Below are 14,730 nucleotides of genomic sequence, written 5' to 3'. Positions count from 1 at the left end.
CTGGTCGATGTCACGAGAATTCCTCCTCCTTGTGGTCGCAAGCCCACTGGGCTTCCCGCCGACGCGGTCGCCAAACTGCGGCGATGTCAGTTCGGATGCACGCTCCGCCAGGCGGCGCGAACAGGCAGAGCCCCGGCGATCCTGGGAGCGGCAGGCCTGCTGTCGCGAGGTCGAGAACGGCCATTCGAGCCGGTTGATGCGTGCCATTCCGTCGAGTCACTACCCTGTCCGGGATGAGCGATCAAGGCTGGTTGGCTGACACCCGAACCTCCTATGACACAGTCGCGGTCAGCTATGCCGACCAGGTGCGCGACGCTCTCGCTGGCGAGCCCTACCTGCGAGCGAGTCTGGCGTTGTTCGCCGACATGGTTCACGCCGCCGGCGGTGGGTCGGTGGCGGACGTGGGCTGCGGACCAGGGCACGTCACCGCCCACCTGCGCAAGTTGGGCGTCGACGCTTTCGGTATCGACCTTTCACCCGCGATGGTCGACGTGGCTCGGCGTGACCACCCCGGCCTGCGGTTCGAGGTGGGCTCGATGACGGACCTGGACCTCGCCGACGCCTCGGTTGCCGGCCTGCTCGCCTGGTGGTCGCTGATCCACGTGCCCGACGACGCTGTCTCCAGGGTTTTCGGCCACTTCCGGCGGGCGTTGCGTCCCGGCGGACCGCTGCTGCTCGGCTTTCACGTCGGCGACGAATCGCGGCTGAAGACACAGGGCTACGGTGGCCACCCGATGAACGTCTACGTCCACCGCCGCCAGCCTGGCCAAGTGGCAGCATGGCTGCGCGATGCCGGATTCACGGTCGAGGCTCAGATGCTGCTCGATCTGGACGAGAGCGTTCCAGGGGCCGTCCTCTTCGCGCGACGCCAGCCCTAGCTCGATCTGCGGGAGTCGCTGCCGGGTGCGGCCACGACGCCCCCAACGCCCAGCCGTCCGCGTCGTCCAGCGCGGACGGCCCCGCAGCTTGGCTCGACGTCGCGAAATGCACGCGGGCCAACGGGTACCCCAACTTCCCGGACCCGGTTCAGAACAGACAGGGGGGATGGGAGATCCCGGAATCGGCCGACGCTCCTGGGCAGGCCGACGTGCCGGCGTGTGACGCGCTGGTCAGGGCGGCCGAGCTATGCCGCTGGCACTGCGCCTCGGATTCGCGGCCAGCCCAGGTCGCCGTCCCCGATTCAGCCTGCCGTTCGGTCGCGGTACGTCGTAGGTTGGGCGCGTGACGGGAGAGCTGATGCCACGGCCCGAGATGCGAGTATCCGATGCCGAACGGAACCGGGTTGTCGAGCAGCTGAACCAGGCGGCAGGCGAGGGACGGCTCACGCTCGCCGAGTTCGAGGACCGGATCGGCGGCGTGCTGGCCGCTCGTACCCATGCTGATCTGGCGTCCTTCACCGCGGACCTGCCGGCGGCCGTCGAGCCCGAGGTGCTCGAGTTGCGGTCCCGCGCCTCGTCGCTCAAGCGGGCCGGACGGTGGGTCGTGCCCCGCCAGGTGGTCGTTGAGGCACGGTCGTCGAAGATCCGGCTGGACCTGACCGAGGCGGTGATCGCTTCACGAGCGGTGCAGGTGACGCTCAACGTCCGGTCCAGTTCGGTGACGTTGGTGCTGCCGCACGGGGCGTCTGCCTCGCTGCACGAGGTTGAGATGTCGTCCAGCTCGGCCAAGCCAAGGGTGCCTGACTCAGGCGGCCTGCACATAGTGGTGCGTGGCAGGCTTCAGTCCTCGAGTCTGAAGGTGCGATACCGCCGCCGGTTCCTGCGCTGGCGGTGGTGACCCGGTGCGCCGGCAACGCCAGCCAGACCGAGTGCCACCGGGCCGGTCCGTGCGCTCGTGGCCGCTGTTGTCAAGCCTGCGCTTGAGCTGGTAATCCGGCCGCCGGTCGGAATTGCCGATCCGGGGACGGGCCAACCCGACGGCACCGATAATCCTCGAGGATGCAGCGCCCCGGGGCCGTACGCCCGGCGGCCGGCGCGCAACGCGGCACCCGCGTCGCCCGCCACCGGGTGTGACGGGCGGCGGGAGGCCGGGCATGACGACCGGAGGCAGCACCGAGCTGGTGCGCCGGCCGAACGGGTCGACCCGGGCGACCCTGCTGGAGCTGCTCTTCGACGTCGTCTTCGTGGCCGCCCTGGCGCTGACCTCGATGCTGATCGCCGAGCGGGACTCGTGGACCGGCGTCGGGCAAGTCGTGCTCATGCTGATGGCCATCTGGTGGACCTGGTCGATCACCTCGACCACCACCGACTTCTACGACCCCGACCAGCGTCCGATCCAGGCCATCCTGATGGTGACCATGCTCGGTGCCGTGTTGATGGCGGCGGCGCTGGCCGCCAACACGCACGCGCTGATCTTCGCCGCCGGATACGTGACCCCGCACGTGGTGCGGGGTCTGGTGCTGGTGAGCGTGTTGCACCAGCACCGGCAGCAGGCCGAGGAGCGTGCGGCGCGCTTCCTTTTCTGGTTCCTGGTCTCCGGCGTCTTCTGGATCGTCGGGGCGCTGCTGCCGGACGCGCCGCGATGGACGCTCTGGACCGTCGCGGTGGCGATCGACTACGTCGCGGCTGCGGCCCGCTACCCCACACCCTGGCTCGGCCGGGTACCGGTCGGACAGTACGAGAAGACGACCGAGCACCTGGGCGAGCGGTACCAGCAGTTCGTCATCCTGGCGCTCGGCGACGTCATCCTGGTACCAACCCTGGAGATCAACACCGCGGACTTCACCCGCGCACGGCTGGCCGCCTTCCTGGCCGCCTTCGTCACCATGCTGCTGCTCTGGCAGATCTACGTCCTGGGGGCCGGTTCCATCGTGCGGACGTCGTCCGCGCAGCTGCTCCGGCGGGCGACACGGCTGGCACCGTACACCCACCTGCTGATGCTGGGCGGCATCGTCTGCACCGCCGCCGGTTTCGACCTGGTCATCGACCGGCCCACCGGCGACACACCGGCGCGCTGGACCGCCCTGATCCTCGGCGGGCCCGCGCTGTTCCTGCTCGGACGCACCCTGTTCACCTACCGGATCGCCGGCATGGTCCCGTGGCACCGGGTGCTCTGGCTGCTGGTGCTGGCGGCTGCGGCACCGTGGGTGGGCGGCTGGCCCCCGGTGCTGGTCACCACCCTCGCCGTGCTGGTGTTGACCGGGGTGGTGGTCGGGGACGCCATGGGTGGGCGGTTGACCCGGCCCATGCTGCGGGGGTGCCCCGGCTGACCGCGGAGGTGGGCGGAGACGCTGACGGCAAGCGCGCTGGACGGCGACGACGGGCCCCTTTCGGCAGCCAGGGCACGTAGGTTTCCAGGGTGTTGGCGTGCCTCAGCGCCTTCTGCGCGTCCTGTGGCTCAACGCCGTTACGGGAAACCCGAGGTGGGCGGGGTGATCGGATGAACCTGGAGTTCACCGGCGAGATGTGGTTCTGGAAAGGCCCGGCGCCGTGGCACTTCATCACGGTTCCGGAAGAGGAGTGCGGTGAACTGGCAGCGACGTCCGCGTTGGTGACCTACGGCTGGGGCATGGTTCCGGTCAGGGCGCAGATCGGGGGAACCGGGTGGCAGACATCGCTGTTCCCGAAAGACGGGCGGTACATCGTGCCGGTGCGGGCGTCGGTGCGGAAGGCCGAAGGGCTTGAGGTGGGCGACATGGTGACGGTCCGCCTGGCCGTCGACGTCTGACCAGTCGACGCCGGCATCGGCGTACCAGGGCCTGATCGGCTGGACCGGCGCCCGAAACCGACCGGCGGCAAGGACGGTCAGCGGCGGACGCCGACCCCGCCGTAGCCGCGCTCCCAGCGGGGCGGGTGCTCTGCCGGTAGACCGCCTGCCCTTGCTGGGCCGGCAGCGGCGGGGCGCCGTCCATGGTCAGGTGGGACACGGCGAGGGACCGGACGATCTCGTGCCCTGATGTGTAGCACCGTGCGCGACACACCGCTGACCCGTCGTTTCATGTCCTTGATCCGGCTGCGCGCCCCGTTTACCTGATAGGACGGTGATGCCACCGAGCGTCGAGGAGGTACCGCATGACCAGCAAGCGCGAGACCGTGGAGGTGGATCCGGTCGTGTTCCGCGCCGTCTACGACTCGCCCGCATCGCTGCCGGGTCGGCACCGCTGGACGACGCCGGAGTCGGACGTACGCCGGCTGGAGAAGCTGCTCGGGATGCCGGCCCGCACCATCGGCGCGCCGCTCTGGGTCAGCGGCGACGAGCCGGACTGCCCGAAGTGCGGCCGGCGGGCCAACTGGTACGACATTGTCGCGTCGGCGCTGCACGGCGTGCACGACCGGGCGATGATCGCCCGGGTGATCCTCGGCGAGCGCAAGTACGTCAACACAGAGGTGCCGGAGGCGATCCCCGGGGTGTACTGCGCCGACTGCCGCACCCCCATCGAAGGGCTGCGCAGCTTCAAGTGCCACAACTGGGCGTACGCCTTCGAGGCGCTGGAGGCGGTGGTCGAGCGGATGTCCGGGCTGACCGCCCAGCCGGGCCAGCGCCAGCCCGCCGGGCCTGCGACCACCGACTGAGCGGAACCCCGGACGAAGGTCAGGTGAGGGGCCGGACCTTCGCGCACTGTGTGGGCACCCGCCGATTCCTACTGTGCTGGGGAGGTGAACGGAGTATGAACATTTGGTGAGGTGATTCATGACTGGCACCGTTATGACCGATGTTCCCGACATCAGCGTCGAGTGGTACCGCGACATCGTCGACTTCGCCGACGGCACGCCGCAACCGGTCCACTGGTTCGCCACCCACTTCACCGAGGGGGCGGTCCTGCTGCTCGGCGTACTGCTGCTGCTCGCCGCGGCGACCCGGCTGCTCGGCGGTGACATCCGGGGGCGGGCGCTCGCCCTCGCCGCCCCGGTGTCGGTGCTCATGGCGTACGGCGGCAGCGAGGGACTCAAGGACCTGGTCGCCGAGGACCGCCCCTGCCGCAGGCCCGCCGACCTGGTGATCGTCGCCGCCCACTGCCCGCCGGCGGGCGACTGGTCCTTCCCCAGCAACCACGCCACCATGGCCGGCGCCCTGGCCGCCGCGACCCTGCTGCTGCACCGCCGGATCGGGCTGGTCGCCGTACCGCTGGCGCTGCTGGCCGCGCTCTCCCGCACCTTCATCGGCGTGCACTACCCGCACGACGTGGCCGCCGGCCTGCTCCTCGGCGCCCTGGTCGGCACGCTGCTCACCCCACTGGCGGCCCGCCCACTCGCCGAGGCCCTGCGCTGGCGGGTCCGCCGCGCGGCCCGCCGCCCCCTGACCCACCCCGCCCGCCGCTGACGCCGCGCCCCGCCGCCCGCCCCGTCGTCGATCATGAGGGCTGTGGTCGTGGACGGGAGCCGCCAGAGCGGACGTACCGGGCACCGCCGGGCGGTCAGGGGGTGAGGAGGAGGGTCAGGGGGCGGCGATGATCAGGAACGGGCCGAAGGGGAGGTGGCTGGACCAGCGGGCCCGGCGGGTCGCCAGCAGGGTGACGGCGACCAGCGCGGAGAGGGCGAAGGCGAGCACCAGCCCGGCCAGCAGGACCGGCCAGCCGTACCAGCCGAGCAGCGCCCCCACGCCCAGCGCCAGCTTGGCGACGCCGAGCCCGAATCCGCGCCGGCCCAGCAGCAGGGTGGTCGCCGCGAACCCGAGCGCGAGGCCCGACCCGGCGAGCGTGGTGCGACTGGCAATTCGTGAGGCGAAGGAGCACGGCGCGATGCGTACCGGCACGCTCGTTTCCGATCCCACCGTCGTTTCGGTCAGCCTGGCCGCCGATTTGCGGCGGCGGCCGGTGGTCCGGACGGCCGGGCGGGCCCTCTCCAGCGGCCGGCACCGCAAGGACTGACCGACAGAGCCCGACCGCCGCCGGTCCGGCGCTCGCGGGCAGGCGGGCGCTCCGGCGACCGGCGCGGTCCGGCGGCCGCCGTCAGGGCAGGCGGGTCTCCAGGACGCCGCCGACCACCCGGGTCGGCAGGATCTGCTGGTCGTTCGCGGACGGCCCGTGCACGACCTCGCCACCGTTGAGCCGGAACGTGCTGCCGTGCCAGGGGCAGACCACGCAGGCGTGGCCGTCGATCTCCTGCACCTCGCCCTGGCCGAGCGGGCCGCTCTGGTGCGGGCAGCGTTCCAGCATCACGGTGACGTCGTCGCCGTGCCGGTAGAGGACCACCGAGACGTCGTCGACCTCCCGGGTGACCAGCTGCCGCTGCGGCAGGGTGGCCAGGTCGGCCAGCGAGTGCCACCCGTCACTCATCCGGTGCAGCTCCGAGACGCTCTGCGTGGTCTGCGCCCCCTGCTTGTACGCCAGGTGCCCGCCCAGGTACGCCCCGGCGCTCACCGCGGAGAGCCCCAGGTACGCCAGCGCCCGGCCCAGCCCGTGCCGGCCGTTCAGCCGGGCGGCCAGCGAGCCGGCGTAGAGGGCCACCCCGACGGCGTTGGAGGCGGCGTGCACCAGCCCGACCCGGCGCTGGTCACGGGTCAGGGTGGCCCAGTCGTTGATCCCGGCCACGGCGGCGGGCACCGCGCTGACCGTGCCGAGCCCGACCAGCGCGGTGGCGGCTCTGCGCTGCCCGGGCAGCAGATCGACCACGGCGGCGGAGATCCAGGCGCCGACCGGCACCTGCACCATCGCCGGGTGCAGCGGGTGCCCGAGCCAGACGCCGTGCAGCGCGTCCCGGACCCGCTGGGGACGCAGGGTGGCCTGGACGGCGCGCTGCAACCGGTCGCCCACCCGGTCCAGCGCGGAGGCCTGTTCGAGTTTCGTCAGAAGTTCGCGCACGCGGTCCGACTTCCCGGCAGGGGCCGCCCCAAACCGGGCGGCAGCGCCGAATCACCCGTCCGATACCCGGACCACCACGCCTGCGCCCGCCCTCAGGAGACAGCGCGATCCTGCCGGCGCCGCCGGAGGGCGGGCAGGGTCAGGCGGACCAGCGGTCGGTGTGCAGCGCGTCGGCGAGCGGACGGCCGGCGCGCCAGCCGGGATCGACGCCTGGCCGTCCGCCTTCCCAGCCGTACGGCCAGTGGCTGCGCGTGACGCGCGTGGACGATGGCTCCCCGGTCACCGCGGCGGGCCCGTGCCGGATTCGCACCGGCTTCCCGATTCTCCCCGCTCGCGCGGGGCACCTCACATGATCGTGCCGCCGCCGATGCTAGCGCCCGCCCCGATCGGCGGGGCCGGCCCGGGGAGCGGGAAATCCGGTCGCGCCCGGCCCGGTCCGCGACCATCGTGACCGGGGTGTACGCACACGCCTCCCGCCCCCTGCCGGTCCACCCGGCCGTCCGGCTCACGGCGGCGCTCGGCCGCCCGGAGGCCGTACCACCGCCGTTGCTGATGCTGCTCGGGATGGTCTCCACGCAGGTCGGCGCGGCGGTGGCCAAGCAGCTCTTCGCCTCGACCAGCCCGGGCGGCACCACCAGCCTGCGGCTCGGCCTCGGCGCGCTCGTCCTGCTCGCGGCCAGCCGGCCCACGCTGCGGCTCGGCTGGCGGGCGGCCGGGCTGGTCGGGGCGTTCGGGGTGGCCATGGCCGCGATGAACCTCGCCTTCTACGCCGCCCTGCAACGGGTGCCGCTCGGGGTGGCGGTCACCGTCGGCTTCGCCGGCCCGCTGCTGGTGTCGCTGCTGGGCAGCCGCCGCTTCACCGACGTGCTCTGGGCGGCGCTGGCCGGCACGGGCGTGCTGCTGCTCGCCGGACTGGGCGGGGTCGGCGTGGACGCCGTCGGCCTGCTGCTCTGCGCGCTGATCGCGGTCGGCTGGGCCGGGTACGTGCTGCTCGGCAAGGCGATGAGCGGGCACGTGCCGGGCCCCCGGGGGCTGGCGCTGGGGATGGCGGTGGGCGCGGCCTGCGTACTGCCGTTCGGGGTGGCGTCGGGCGGCGCGGAGCTGCTCGACCCCCGGATCCTCGCGCTCGGGCTCGGGGTGGCGCTGCTGTCGTCGGTGCTGCCGTACTCGGCGGAGCTGGCCGCCCTGCGCCGGCTGCCGGCGCGGGTCTTCGCGATCCTGCTCAGCCTGGAACCGGCGGTGGCGGCGCTGGTCGGCGCGCTGCTCCTGGGCGAGCTGCTGGCCTGGCCGCAACTGCTCGGGGTGGGCTGCGTGGTGGGCGCCGCCCTCGGCGCCACCCTGGCCCGCCGCGCCTGACCGCCGGCGGGGGCCGCCGGGAGCCACCGTCGCGCTGGTCAACGGGCGCGTGCCCAGGACAGGAACCGGTCGGTCAGATTCTCCGGAGCGACGTGGCCGTTGAGTTGGGACAACTGCGCGCCGGCCTCGGCCATCAGGGTGCCGAGGTAGACCAGCAGCGCGGCCCGGTCCTCGCGGTACTCGACCAGTAGGGACAGTCGCGCCGGCTGGCAGGGCCACTCCGCGCCGCAGCCCCGGCAGCGCCACAGCGGGCGCATCGGCAGGTGCGGCCGGGACGGGCGGCTCACCTCCGGCCGCCGTCGCGCCGCCACCCGCCGGCCCGCCAGCGCTGCGCCGGAGTGAGGTTGCCCGCGCGACCCGGGTCGCTCGTCGGAAAGACCTCGGTCGGCCGGGTCGCCCACGCCCTGGTGGCCGCCTGCGCCGAACCGCACGTCCGAATCCACGTCGTGCCGTCGTGGTCGGTGCCTACGCCGGCCTGAACGGTCCCTTCGTGGTCGCGGCCTGCCCGGACCATCGGCTCGCCGGCTACCTCGACAACCAGCTCCAGGGACAAGTGGTTAACGACGTCCATGAGATCGCGGCGATAATGGCCGCCTGGGAGAACGTGCGCGGCGAGGCGTTGTCCCACTGGCAGTCGGTCGACCTATCAGGGAAGTGGCGGAGACATGGAGCTGACGGGCGCCCGGTGGCGCAAGAGCAGCCGCAGCAGCGGCAACGGGGGCGACTGCGTCGAGGTCGCCGACAACCTCCCCGGCCTGGTCGCGGTCCGCGACTCCAAGAACCCGACCGGCCCGGCCCTCACCTTCACCCCGACGGCCTGGCGGGCATTCGTCACCGAGCTGCGTGAGCGCGCCTGAGGCTGGCCGACACCAGCGATTCATTCACGTCATCAGCTTCGTAGCGGGCACGGGCCTTGGCGGGGCCGATGAAGGAGAAGGATGGCAGCCGGCCCACGAGCGGAGCGGCCTGACCCGGCGAGGGGCAGCACGGCATCGGCTCAGACCTGGCGTGCCGGTGCCGTCGGCGGGCATGCTGACCCGATGGGCGTACGCGTGGAGCACGACGGGCCGGTGACCACGGTGATCCTGGACCGGCCCGCGGCCCGGAACGCCGTCGACGGACCGACCGCCCGGGCGCTCGCGGACGCGTTCCGCGCCTTCGAGGCCGACTCGGACGCGGCGGTCGCCGTGCTCTGGGGCGCCGGCGGCACGTTCTGCTCCGGCGCCGACCTGAAGGCCATCGGCACGCCGAGCGGCAACCGGGTCGAGCCGGAGGGCGACGGTCCGATGGGCCCCACCAGGATGCGCCTGTCCAAGCCGGTGCTCGCCGCGATCTCCGGGTACGCGGTGGCCGGCGGGCTGGAGCTGGCGCTCTGGTGCGACCTGCGGGTCGCCGAGTCCGACGCGGTGCTCGGGGTGTTCTGCCGGCGGTGGGGCGTCCCACTGATCGACGGTGGCACGGTCCGGTTGCCCCGACTCATCGGCGAGAGCCGGGCGATGGACCTGATTCTCACCGGCCGCCCGGTGCCCGCCGAGGAGGCGTACGCGATGGGCCTGGTGAACCGGCTGGTCGCGCCGGGTGCGGCCCGGGCGGAGGCCGAGCGGCTGGCCGCCGAGATCGCCCGGCACCCGCAGACCTGCCTGCGCAACGACCGGGCCGCGCTGCTCGCCAACGCCGGCCTTCCGGAGCCGGAGGCGATGGCCACCGAACTGGCCTTCGGCATGGAGTCCCTCATCATCGACGCGATGCCGGGCGCCGCCCGCTTCACCGCCGGCGCCGGCCGCCACGGCGAGCCGCGGGAGTAAACAGCGAGTCACTTCAACTGGCGGAGGGCGTCCTCGATGGCGCGGTGGAAGGTCGGGTACGCGTAGATCATGTGCCGGAGCTGGCTCAGCGGCACCGCCGCGTGCACCGCCACCACCAGCGCCGACAGCACCTCGCCGCCAGCGGGGCCGGCCGAGGTCGCGCCGATCAGCACGCCCTGGTCGGCGTCGGCGATCAGCTTGATGAAGCCCTGGTTGCCGGCCTTGTGGATCCAGCCCCGGGCCGAGGACGACAACTCGGTGAAGCCGACCTGGATGTTGATGCCGCGCTCGCGGGCCTGCTTCTCGGTGAGCCCGACCGCGCCGACCTCGGGGTCGGTGAAGGTGACCCGGGGCAGCGCCCGGTAGTCGGCGCGCGGGACGCTGCCCGGCGCGGCGATCGCCCCGCCGGCGCTCATCGCGCCGCCGACCGCGCTGGCCACCCCGGCCGCGCCGCCGACGACGCTGGCGGTGCCGCTGGCGTCCGGGCCGCCCTTGCTACGCCGCATGTGGTCGAGGACGTCGGCGACGACGATGGCCGCCTGGTACATGGCGATGTGGGTGAACGCGCCCTCACCGGTCAGGTCGCCGACCGCCCAGATGCCGTCGGCCGCGTGCATCCGCTCGTCCACCGGCAGGTAGCGCTGGGACGCGTCTACGTCGACGGTCTCCAACCCCAGCTCGTCCAGGTGCGCCTTGCGGCCGGTCACCACCAGCAGCCGCTCGGCGGTGAACTCCGCGCCGCCGCCCCCCTGCACGGTGAAGCTCTGTCCGTCGTGGCTGACCCGCTCCGCCTTCACCCCCGTGGCGATGATCACCCCGTCGGCTTGCAGCGCCGCCGCGGCCACCTCCGACGCCTCCGGCTCCTCGACGGCGAGGACCCGGTCCGCCGCCTCGACCACGGTCACCCGCACGCCGAACCGGGCGAAGACCTGGGCCAGTTCCAGCCCGATCGCGCCACCGCCCAGGATGAGCAGCGACTCTGGCAGCTCCTCCACCTCGATGGCCTGGTGGTTCGTCCAGTACGGCGTGTCGGCCAGCCCGTCGATCGGCGGGATCGAGGGGCGGGTGCCGGTGCCCAGCACGATGCCGTACCGGGCCTGGAACACCTGGTCGCCGACGCGGACCCGGCCGGGCCCGTCGAGCCGGCCGCTGCCCCGGACGAACCGGCCGCCCTTGCCGACGAAGCGGTCCACCGCCACCTTGTCGTCCCAGGTGTCGGTGGCCTCCTCCCGGATCCGCTTCGCCACCGGCGCCCAGTCGGGCTGGACCTGCGCCGCGCCGGCCAGCTCGTTGACCCGGCGCGCCTCGGCGAGCGCGTTCGCCGCCCGGATCATCATCTTGCTCGGGACGCAGCCCCAGTACGGGCACTCCCCGCCGACCAGGTCCCGCTCGATCCCGACGACGTCGAGACCGGCCTCGGCGAGTCGCTCGGCCACCTCCTCGCCGCCGACCCCGAGCCCGACCACGACCACGTCCACCAGTTCCGGCTCCGCCATCCCGCCAGCATTCCGCACCGGCGAAGGCTCGGCCACCACACCCGCCGGACTTCCCGCGCCCGTAACACCTGGGACCCCCTACGGTGGCCGGATGCACCCACGCTTCGCCCCGGTCCGGGGCTGCTTCCAGGACCTCTTCGCCGGCGGCCGGGAGACCGGCGCGGCGCTGACCATCTGGTACGACGGCGCGCCGGTGGTCGACCTGCTCGGCGGGCCGGGATGGCGGCCGGACACCCTGGTCAACGTCTACTCGGTCGGCAAGCCGGTGGCCGCGCTCTGCCTGCTGAAGCTGGTCGACCGGGGCCGGGTCGACCTGGACGACCCGGTGGCCGCGCACTGGCCGGGATTCCGCACCCCGGCGACGGTCCGGCAGGTGCTCAGCCACACCGCCGGGCTGCCGGTGTTCCCGGTCCCCCGACCGGCGGAGGCGATCGGCGACTGGACGCTGCTCTGCGCGGACCTCGCCGCGGCCGAGCCGGAGTGGGCGCCGGGCACCGTCGCGGGCGAGCACGCCTGGACGTACGGGCACCTGGTCGGCGAGCTGGTCCGCCGGGTGGACGGCCGGTCGGTGGGTCGGTTCCTGGCCGAGGAGATCGCCGGGCCGTGGGGCCTCGACCTGGGCTTCGGCCTCGACGCGGCGGACCGACGGCGCTGCGCGGAGCTGTCGTACGGCGATCCGGGGTGGCCGACCCGGATGCTGGGCGAGCCGGGGTCGCTGCGCGCCCGGGCGCTGGGCAACCCGGCCGGCGGCCTGGACCTCGCGGTGGTGAACAGCCCGCTCTGGCGGGGCGCGGAGGTGCCGGCGGTGAACCTGCACGCCACCGCCGCCGGCCTGGCCCGCCTCTACGCGGGCCTGCTGGCCGGCGGCACCCTGGACGGGGTACGCCTGTTCAGCCCGGAACTGGTCGCCGAGGCGACCCGGGTCCAGTACGACGGCCCGGACCTGGTGCTGGACCGGCGGGCGTACTGGACGTTGGGCATGCAGTGGGAGCCGGACGGCAGCTGGGGCATGGGCGGGATCGGTGGCAGCAGCGCCTGGGCCGACCCCGAGCGCGGCTACACCTTCGCGTACGCGACCGCCCGGCTGGCCGAGCACGACCGGGTGGACGAACTGGTCGAGGCCCTGCACTCCTGCCTCTGACCGTCCACTCCGGTTCCCCGGTTCAGTGCACCGCGACCGGGGTCAGGGCCGGTCTGGGGATCACCACCGGCGTGCCGGTCGGGGTGAGCAGCGCCCGCGCGGCCACCGCCAGCCGCCGCCGCTGGGGTACGAGGGCGCGCCGGGTGAAGACGTCGTACCCCTGGGCGGCCACCTCGTCGAGGATCCCGCCGTAGAGCGCGTACGCGGTGCGCATGCAGGCCTGCGAGGCGGGGGCGAGCAGGGTGATCCCCGGCGCGGCGGCCGCGTAGTGGGCCTGGGCGCGGGTCACCTCGTACTCGATCAGCTCCCGGATCCTCGGCGTGGTGCGGCCCTGCGCCTTCGCCGCGAGCAGGTCGTTGCGGGTGACGTCGAACTTGGCCAGGTCCTCGTCGGGCAGGTACGTCCGGCCCCGGTCCAGGTCCTCGGCGACGTCCCGGATGAAGTTGGTGAGCTGGAAGGCGAAGCCGAGCTGCCGGGCCGGCTCGCGGGCGGCCGCCGGGTCGGAGCTGCCGAGGATCGGCAGCATCATGGTGCCGATGACGGCGGCGGACCCCTCCATGTAGTCGAGCAGGTCGTCGTAGCTCTGGTACGACATGACCGTCAGGTCCATCGCCATGCTCATCAGAAACGACGCGAAGTCGGCCCGGTCCAGGTCGAAGACGGCGATGGTGTGCAGCACGGCGGGGAGCAGGGGGTCGTCGACCGGCTCGCCGTGCAGCCCGGCGACGAAGCGGGCCGACCACTCGTCCAGCCGGGCGGCGCGCTCGGCCGGCGGCAGGTCCTCGGTCCGGTCGACGATCTCGTCGGCGTACCGGGTGAATCCGTACAGGGCGTGCACATGCCGCCGTTTCCAGGCGGGGAGCAGACGGGTGGCGAGATAGTAGGTACGCCCGTGTCGTCTGTGCAGCTCCCGGCAACGGGCATAGGCAGCGGTGAGATCAGTGTCCACCGGCCCTCCTCGAGATTCGACGCGGCAATCGACGCAACTCGTAAACCCTAGGGTACGCTCGCCGACATGGCCAACGACGCAGTTGCGGAGAACGCGCTCCGCGTCGCGCCGGCGCAGCCGGGAGCGACTGACGATCCGGTCCGCGGCGTGCTGGCCGCGTTCACCCAAGACCTGATCAAGGGGGTCGACGACACGCTGGCGGCATTCCTGGCCGCCGAGGTCGACTCGCTCACCGAGATCGACGCAGCCATGGGTGGTTTCGCCGCGACGGCACGCGACTGCGTGCTGGCCGGCGGCAAGCGGGTCCGCCCGACCTTCGCCTACTGGGGCTGGCGCGGGGTGGTCGGCGGGGACGGTCCGCTGCCGGCGGTGCTGCCGGCGCTCGCCGCCCTGGAGCTGCTGCACACGTTCGCGCTGGTGCACGACGACGTGATGGACGCTTCCGACACCCGACGCGGCCTGCCCACCGCGCACCGGGCCGCCGCCGCCCGGCACCGGGCGGCCGGCCACGCGGGCGACCCGGACCGGTTCGGCGAGGCGGTCGCCGTGCTCATCGGCGACCTCTGCATGGTCTGGGCCGACCGGCTGCTGGCGCACGCCACCGTGCCGCCGACCCGGCTGCTGGACGTCCGGCGCTGCTACGACCAGATGCGGATCGAGACCGTCGCCGGGCAGTACCTCGACGTGCTCGGCGAGAACGACGCGGCGAACTGGTCGATGGACCGGGCGCTGCGGGTGGCCCGCTACAAGACCGCCAGCTACACCGTGCAGCGACCGCTGCTCTTCGGCGCCTGCCTGGCCGGCGTCGCGGCCGACGCGCCGCTGATCGCCGCGTACACCCGCTACGGCCTGGCCGTGGGCGAGGCGTTCCAGCTCCGCGACGACCTGCTCGGCGTCTACGGCGACCCGGCCGCCACCGGCAAGCCGGCCGGTGACGACCTGCGCACCGGCAAGCCGACCGCGCTGCTCATGCTGGCCCGGCAGCTCGCCACCCCGACCCAGCGCCGGGCGCTGGACCGGGCCGGCTCGGTCGCCGGGCCGCGCGAGGTGGCCCGGCTGTCCGAGACGGTCGCCGACACCGGGGCGGTCGCCCGGGTCGAACGGATGATCTCCGACCGGGTGGCCGAGGCGCTGACCGCGCTCGGCACCGCGTCGATCGACGAGACCGCGCGCACCGCGCTGACGGGCCTCGCCATCGCCGCCACCACGCGGCGGGCATGATGGGCAACTTTGTGAAGGAGGTG

16 protein-coding genes, 2 pseudogenes and 1 riboswitch are annotated in these 14,730 nt (G+C 73.3%); of the genes and pseudogenes, 13 read left to right on the top strand and 5 right to left on the bottom strand.

The features are described 5' to 3' along the window. Positions 1-233 precede the first annotated feature (233 nt). The 6 genes from ACTWO6_RS01300 (at position 234) to ACTWO6_RS01275 (ending at position 5,259) form a co-directional block, all read left to right on the top strand. Entirely contained in the window at positions 234-878 is a 645-nt protein-coding gene (locus ACTWO6_RS01300) for a class I SAM-dependent DNA methyltransferase (RefSeq protein ID WP_446217803.1), read from the top strand. A 343-nt stretch (positions 879-1,221) separates the two neighbouring features. Next, on the top strand, positions 1,222-1,776 hold the full coding sequence (locus ACTWO6_RS01295; protein ID WP_446217802.1) for a DUF1707 SHOCT-like domain-containing protein: 555 nt from the start codon (positions 1,222-1,224) through the stop codon (positions 1,774-1,776). Positions 1,777-2,032: 256 nt separating this feature from the next. After that, positions 2,033-3,208, top strand: a complete 1,176-nt coding sequence (locus tag ACTWO6_RS01290) for a low temperature requirement protein A (RefSeq protein WP_446217801.1) — start codon at positions 2,033-2,035, stop codon at positions 3,206-3,208. Positions 3,209-3,378: 170 nt separating this feature from the next. Continuing rightward, on the top strand, positions 3,379-3,666 hold the full coding sequence (locus tag ACTWO6_RS01285) for a DUF1905 domain-containing protein (protein WP_446217800.1): 288 nt from the start codon (positions 3,379-3,381) through the stop codon (positions 3,664-3,666). A gap of 344 nt (positions 3,667-4,010) precedes the next feature. Then, the gene (locus ACTWO6_RS01280) at positions 4,011-4,511 is read left to right on the top strand and encodes a hypothetical protein (protein ID WP_446217799.1); all 501 of its coding nucleotides are present in this window, start codon (positions 4,011-4,013) and stop codon (positions 4,509-4,511) included. A gap of 118 nt (positions 4,512-4,629) precedes the next feature. Then, positions 4,630-5,259, top strand: a complete 630-nt coding sequence (locus ACTWO6_RS01275; RefSeq protein ID WP_446217798.1) for a phosphatase PAP2 family protein — start codon at positions 4,630-4,632, stop codon at positions 5,257-5,259. 94 nt (positions 5,260-5,353) lie between these two features. Here ACTWO6_RS01275 and ACTWO6_RS01270 read toward each other — a convergent pair. Next, a pseudogene (locus ACTWO6_RS01270) lies at positions 5,354-5,643 on the bottom strand (prepilin peptidase); the annotation flags it as partial. A 34-nt stretch (positions 5,644-5,677) separates the two neighbouring features. Between ACTWO6_RS01270 and ACTWO6_RS01265 the strand changes: the two are divergent. Then, the gene (locus ACTWO6_RS01265) at positions 5,678-5,806 is read left to right on the top strand and encodes a hypothetical protein (protein ID WP_446217797.1); all 129 of its coding nucleotides are present in this window, start codon (positions 5,678-5,680) and stop codon (positions 5,804-5,806) included. 81 nt (positions 5,807-5,887) lie between these two features. On the opposite strand, the gene ACTWO6_RS01260 is transcribed toward ACTWO6_RS01265, so the two are convergent. Then, positions 5,888-6,739, bottom strand: coding sequence for a Rieske 2Fe-2S domain-containing protein (locus ACTWO6_RS01260; RefSeq protein WP_446217796.1), 852 nt, complete (start codon positions 6,737-6,739; stop codon positions 5,888-5,890). A gap of 164 nt (positions 6,740-6,903) precedes the next feature. After that, positions 6,904-7,093: riboswitch (cobalamin riboswitch) on the bottom strand. 102 nt (positions 7,094-7,195) lie between these two features. On the opposite strand from ACTWO6_RS01260, the gene ACTWO6_RS01255 reads away from it, so the two are divergent. Further along, a complete protein-coding gene (locus ACTWO6_RS01255; RefSeq protein WP_446217795.1) occupies positions 7,196-8,095 on the top strand; it encodes an EamA family transporter in 900 nt (299 codons plus the stop codon). A gap of 38 nt (positions 8,096-8,133) precedes the next feature. On the opposite strand, the gene ACTWO6_RS01250 is transcribed toward ACTWO6_RS01255, so the two are convergent. Next, positions 8,134-8,382 carry a flavin reductase gene (locus tag ACTWO6_RS01250; protein WP_446217794.1) on the bottom strand — a complete coding sequence of 83 codons (249 nt, stop codon included), beginning with the start codon at positions 8,380-8,382 and terminating at the stop codon, positions 8,134-8,136. A 167-nt stretch (positions 8,383-8,549) separates the two neighbouring features. Here ACTWO6_RS01250 and ACTWO6_RS01245 point away from each other — a divergent pair. From ACTWO6_RS01245 to ACTWO6_RS01235, 3 genes and pseudogenes are all read left to right on the top strand, one after another. Continuing rightward, positions 8,550-8,681 (top strand): annotated as a pseudogene (locus ACTWO6_RS01245) (XRE family transcriptional regulator); the annotation flags it as partial. Between the two features lie 79 nt (positions 8,682-8,760). Then, on the top strand, positions 8,761-8,952 hold the full coding sequence (locus ACTWO6_RS01240) for a DUF397 domain-containing protein (protein ID WP_446217793.1): 192 nt from the start codon (positions 8,761-8,763) through the stop codon (positions 8,950-8,952). Positions 8,953-9,135: 183 nt separating this feature from the next. Continuing rightward, the gene (locus ACTWO6_RS01235) at positions 9,136-9,900 is read left to right on the top strand and encodes a crotonase/enoyl-CoA hydratase family protein (RefSeq protein ID WP_446217792.1); all 765 of its coding nucleotides are present in this window, start codon (positions 9,136-9,138) and stop codon (positions 9,898-9,900) included. An 8-nt stretch (positions 9,901-9,908) separates the two neighbouring features. Here the strand turns inward: ACTWO6_RS01235 and ACTWO6_RS01230 are convergent, their stop codons facing one another. Next, positions 9,909-11,396 (bottom strand): dihydrolipoyl dehydrogenase family protein, encoded by a 1,488-nt coding sequence (locus tag ACTWO6_RS01230; protein WP_446217791.1) that lies wholly within the window; start codon positions 11,394-11,396, stop codon positions 9,909-9,911. A 91-nt stretch (positions 11,397-11,487) separates the two neighbouring features. Here ACTWO6_RS01230 and ACTWO6_RS01225 point away from each other — a divergent pair, with 91 nt between their 5' ends. Then, positions 11,488-12,537, top strand: coding sequence for a serine hydrolase domain-containing protein (locus ACTWO6_RS01225; protein WP_446217790.1), 1,050 nt, complete (start codon positions 11,488-11,490; stop codon positions 12,535-12,537). Between the two features lie 22 nt (positions 12,538-12,559). Here ACTWO6_RS01225 and ACTWO6_RS01220 read toward each other — a convergent pair whose 3' ends face one another. Then, on the bottom strand, positions 12,560-13,486 hold the full coding sequence (locus tag ACTWO6_RS01220; RefSeq protein ID WP_446217789.1) for a phytoene/squalene synthase family protein: 927 nt from the start codon (positions 13,484-13,486) through the stop codon (positions 12,560-12,562). A gap of 66 nt (positions 13,487-13,552) precedes the next feature. Between ACTWO6_RS01220 and ACTWO6_RS01215 the strand changes: the two genes are divergently transcribed. Beyond that, positions 13,553-14,707, top strand: coding sequence for a polyprenyl synthetase family protein (locus ACTWO6_RS01215; RefSeq protein WP_446217788.1), 1,155 nt, complete (start codon positions 13,553-13,555; stop codon positions 14,705-14,707). Positions 14,708-14,730: the final 23 nt, after the last annotated feature.

The sequence above is a fragment of the Micromonospora sp. IBHARD004 genome, from assembly GCF_052814115.1.
Note: the sequence above shows the minus strand (reverse complement) of the source record. Positions and strands in the feature narration are given on the sequence as shown.

What these genes read in the sequence shown, in the direction of transcription:
- ACTWO6_RS01300 (WP_446217803.1), top strand. Translation starts at nt 234, where the DNA reads ATGAGCGATCAAGGCTGGTTGGCTGACACCCGAACCTCCTATGACACA.
- ACTWO6_RS01290 (WP_446217801.1), top strand. Translation starts at nt 2,033, where the DNA reads ATGACGACCGGAGGCAGCACCGAGCTGGTGCGCCGGCCGAACGGGTCG.
- ACTWO6_RS01285 (WP_446217800.1), top strand. Translation starts at nt 3,379, where the DNA reads ATGAACCTGGAGTTCACCGGCGAGATGTGGTTCTGGAAAGGCCCGGCG.
- ACTWO6_RS01280 (WP_446217799.1), top strand. Translation starts at nt 4,011, where the DNA reads ATGACCAGCAAGCGCGAGACCGTGGAGGTGGATCCGGTCGTGTTCCGC.
- ACTWO6_RS01275 (WP_446217798.1), top strand. Translation starts at nt 4,630, where the DNA reads ATGACTGGCACCGTTATGACCGATGTTCCCGACATCAGCGTCGAGTGG.
- ACTWO6_RS01265 (WP_446217797.1), top strand. Translation starts at nt 5,678, where the DNA reads ATGCGTACCGGCACGCTCGTTTCCGATCCCACCGTCGTTTCGGTCAGC.
- ACTWO6_RS01240 (WP_446217793.1), top strand. Translation starts at nt 8,761, where the DNA reads ATGGAGCTGACGGGCGCCCGGTGGCGCAAGAGCAGCCGCAGCAGCGGC.
- ACTWO6_RS01235 (WP_446217792.1), top strand. Translation starts at nt 9,136, where the DNA reads ATGGGCGTACGCGTGGAGCACGACGGGCCGGTGACCACGGTGATCCTG.
- ACTWO6_RS01230 (WP_446217791.1), bottom strand. Translation starts at nt 11,396, where the DNA reads ATGGCGGAGCCGGAACTGGTGGACGTGGTCGTGGTCGGGCTCGGGGTC.
- ACTWO6_RS01225 (WP_446217790.1), top strand. Translation starts at nt 11,488, where the DNA reads ATGCACCCACGCTTCGCCCCGGTCCGGGGCTGCTTCCAGGACCTCTTC.
- ACTWO6_RS01215 (WP_446217788.1), top strand. Translation starts at nt 13,553, where the DNA reads ATGGCCAACGACGCAGTTGCGGAGAACGCGCTCCGCGTCGCGCCGGCG.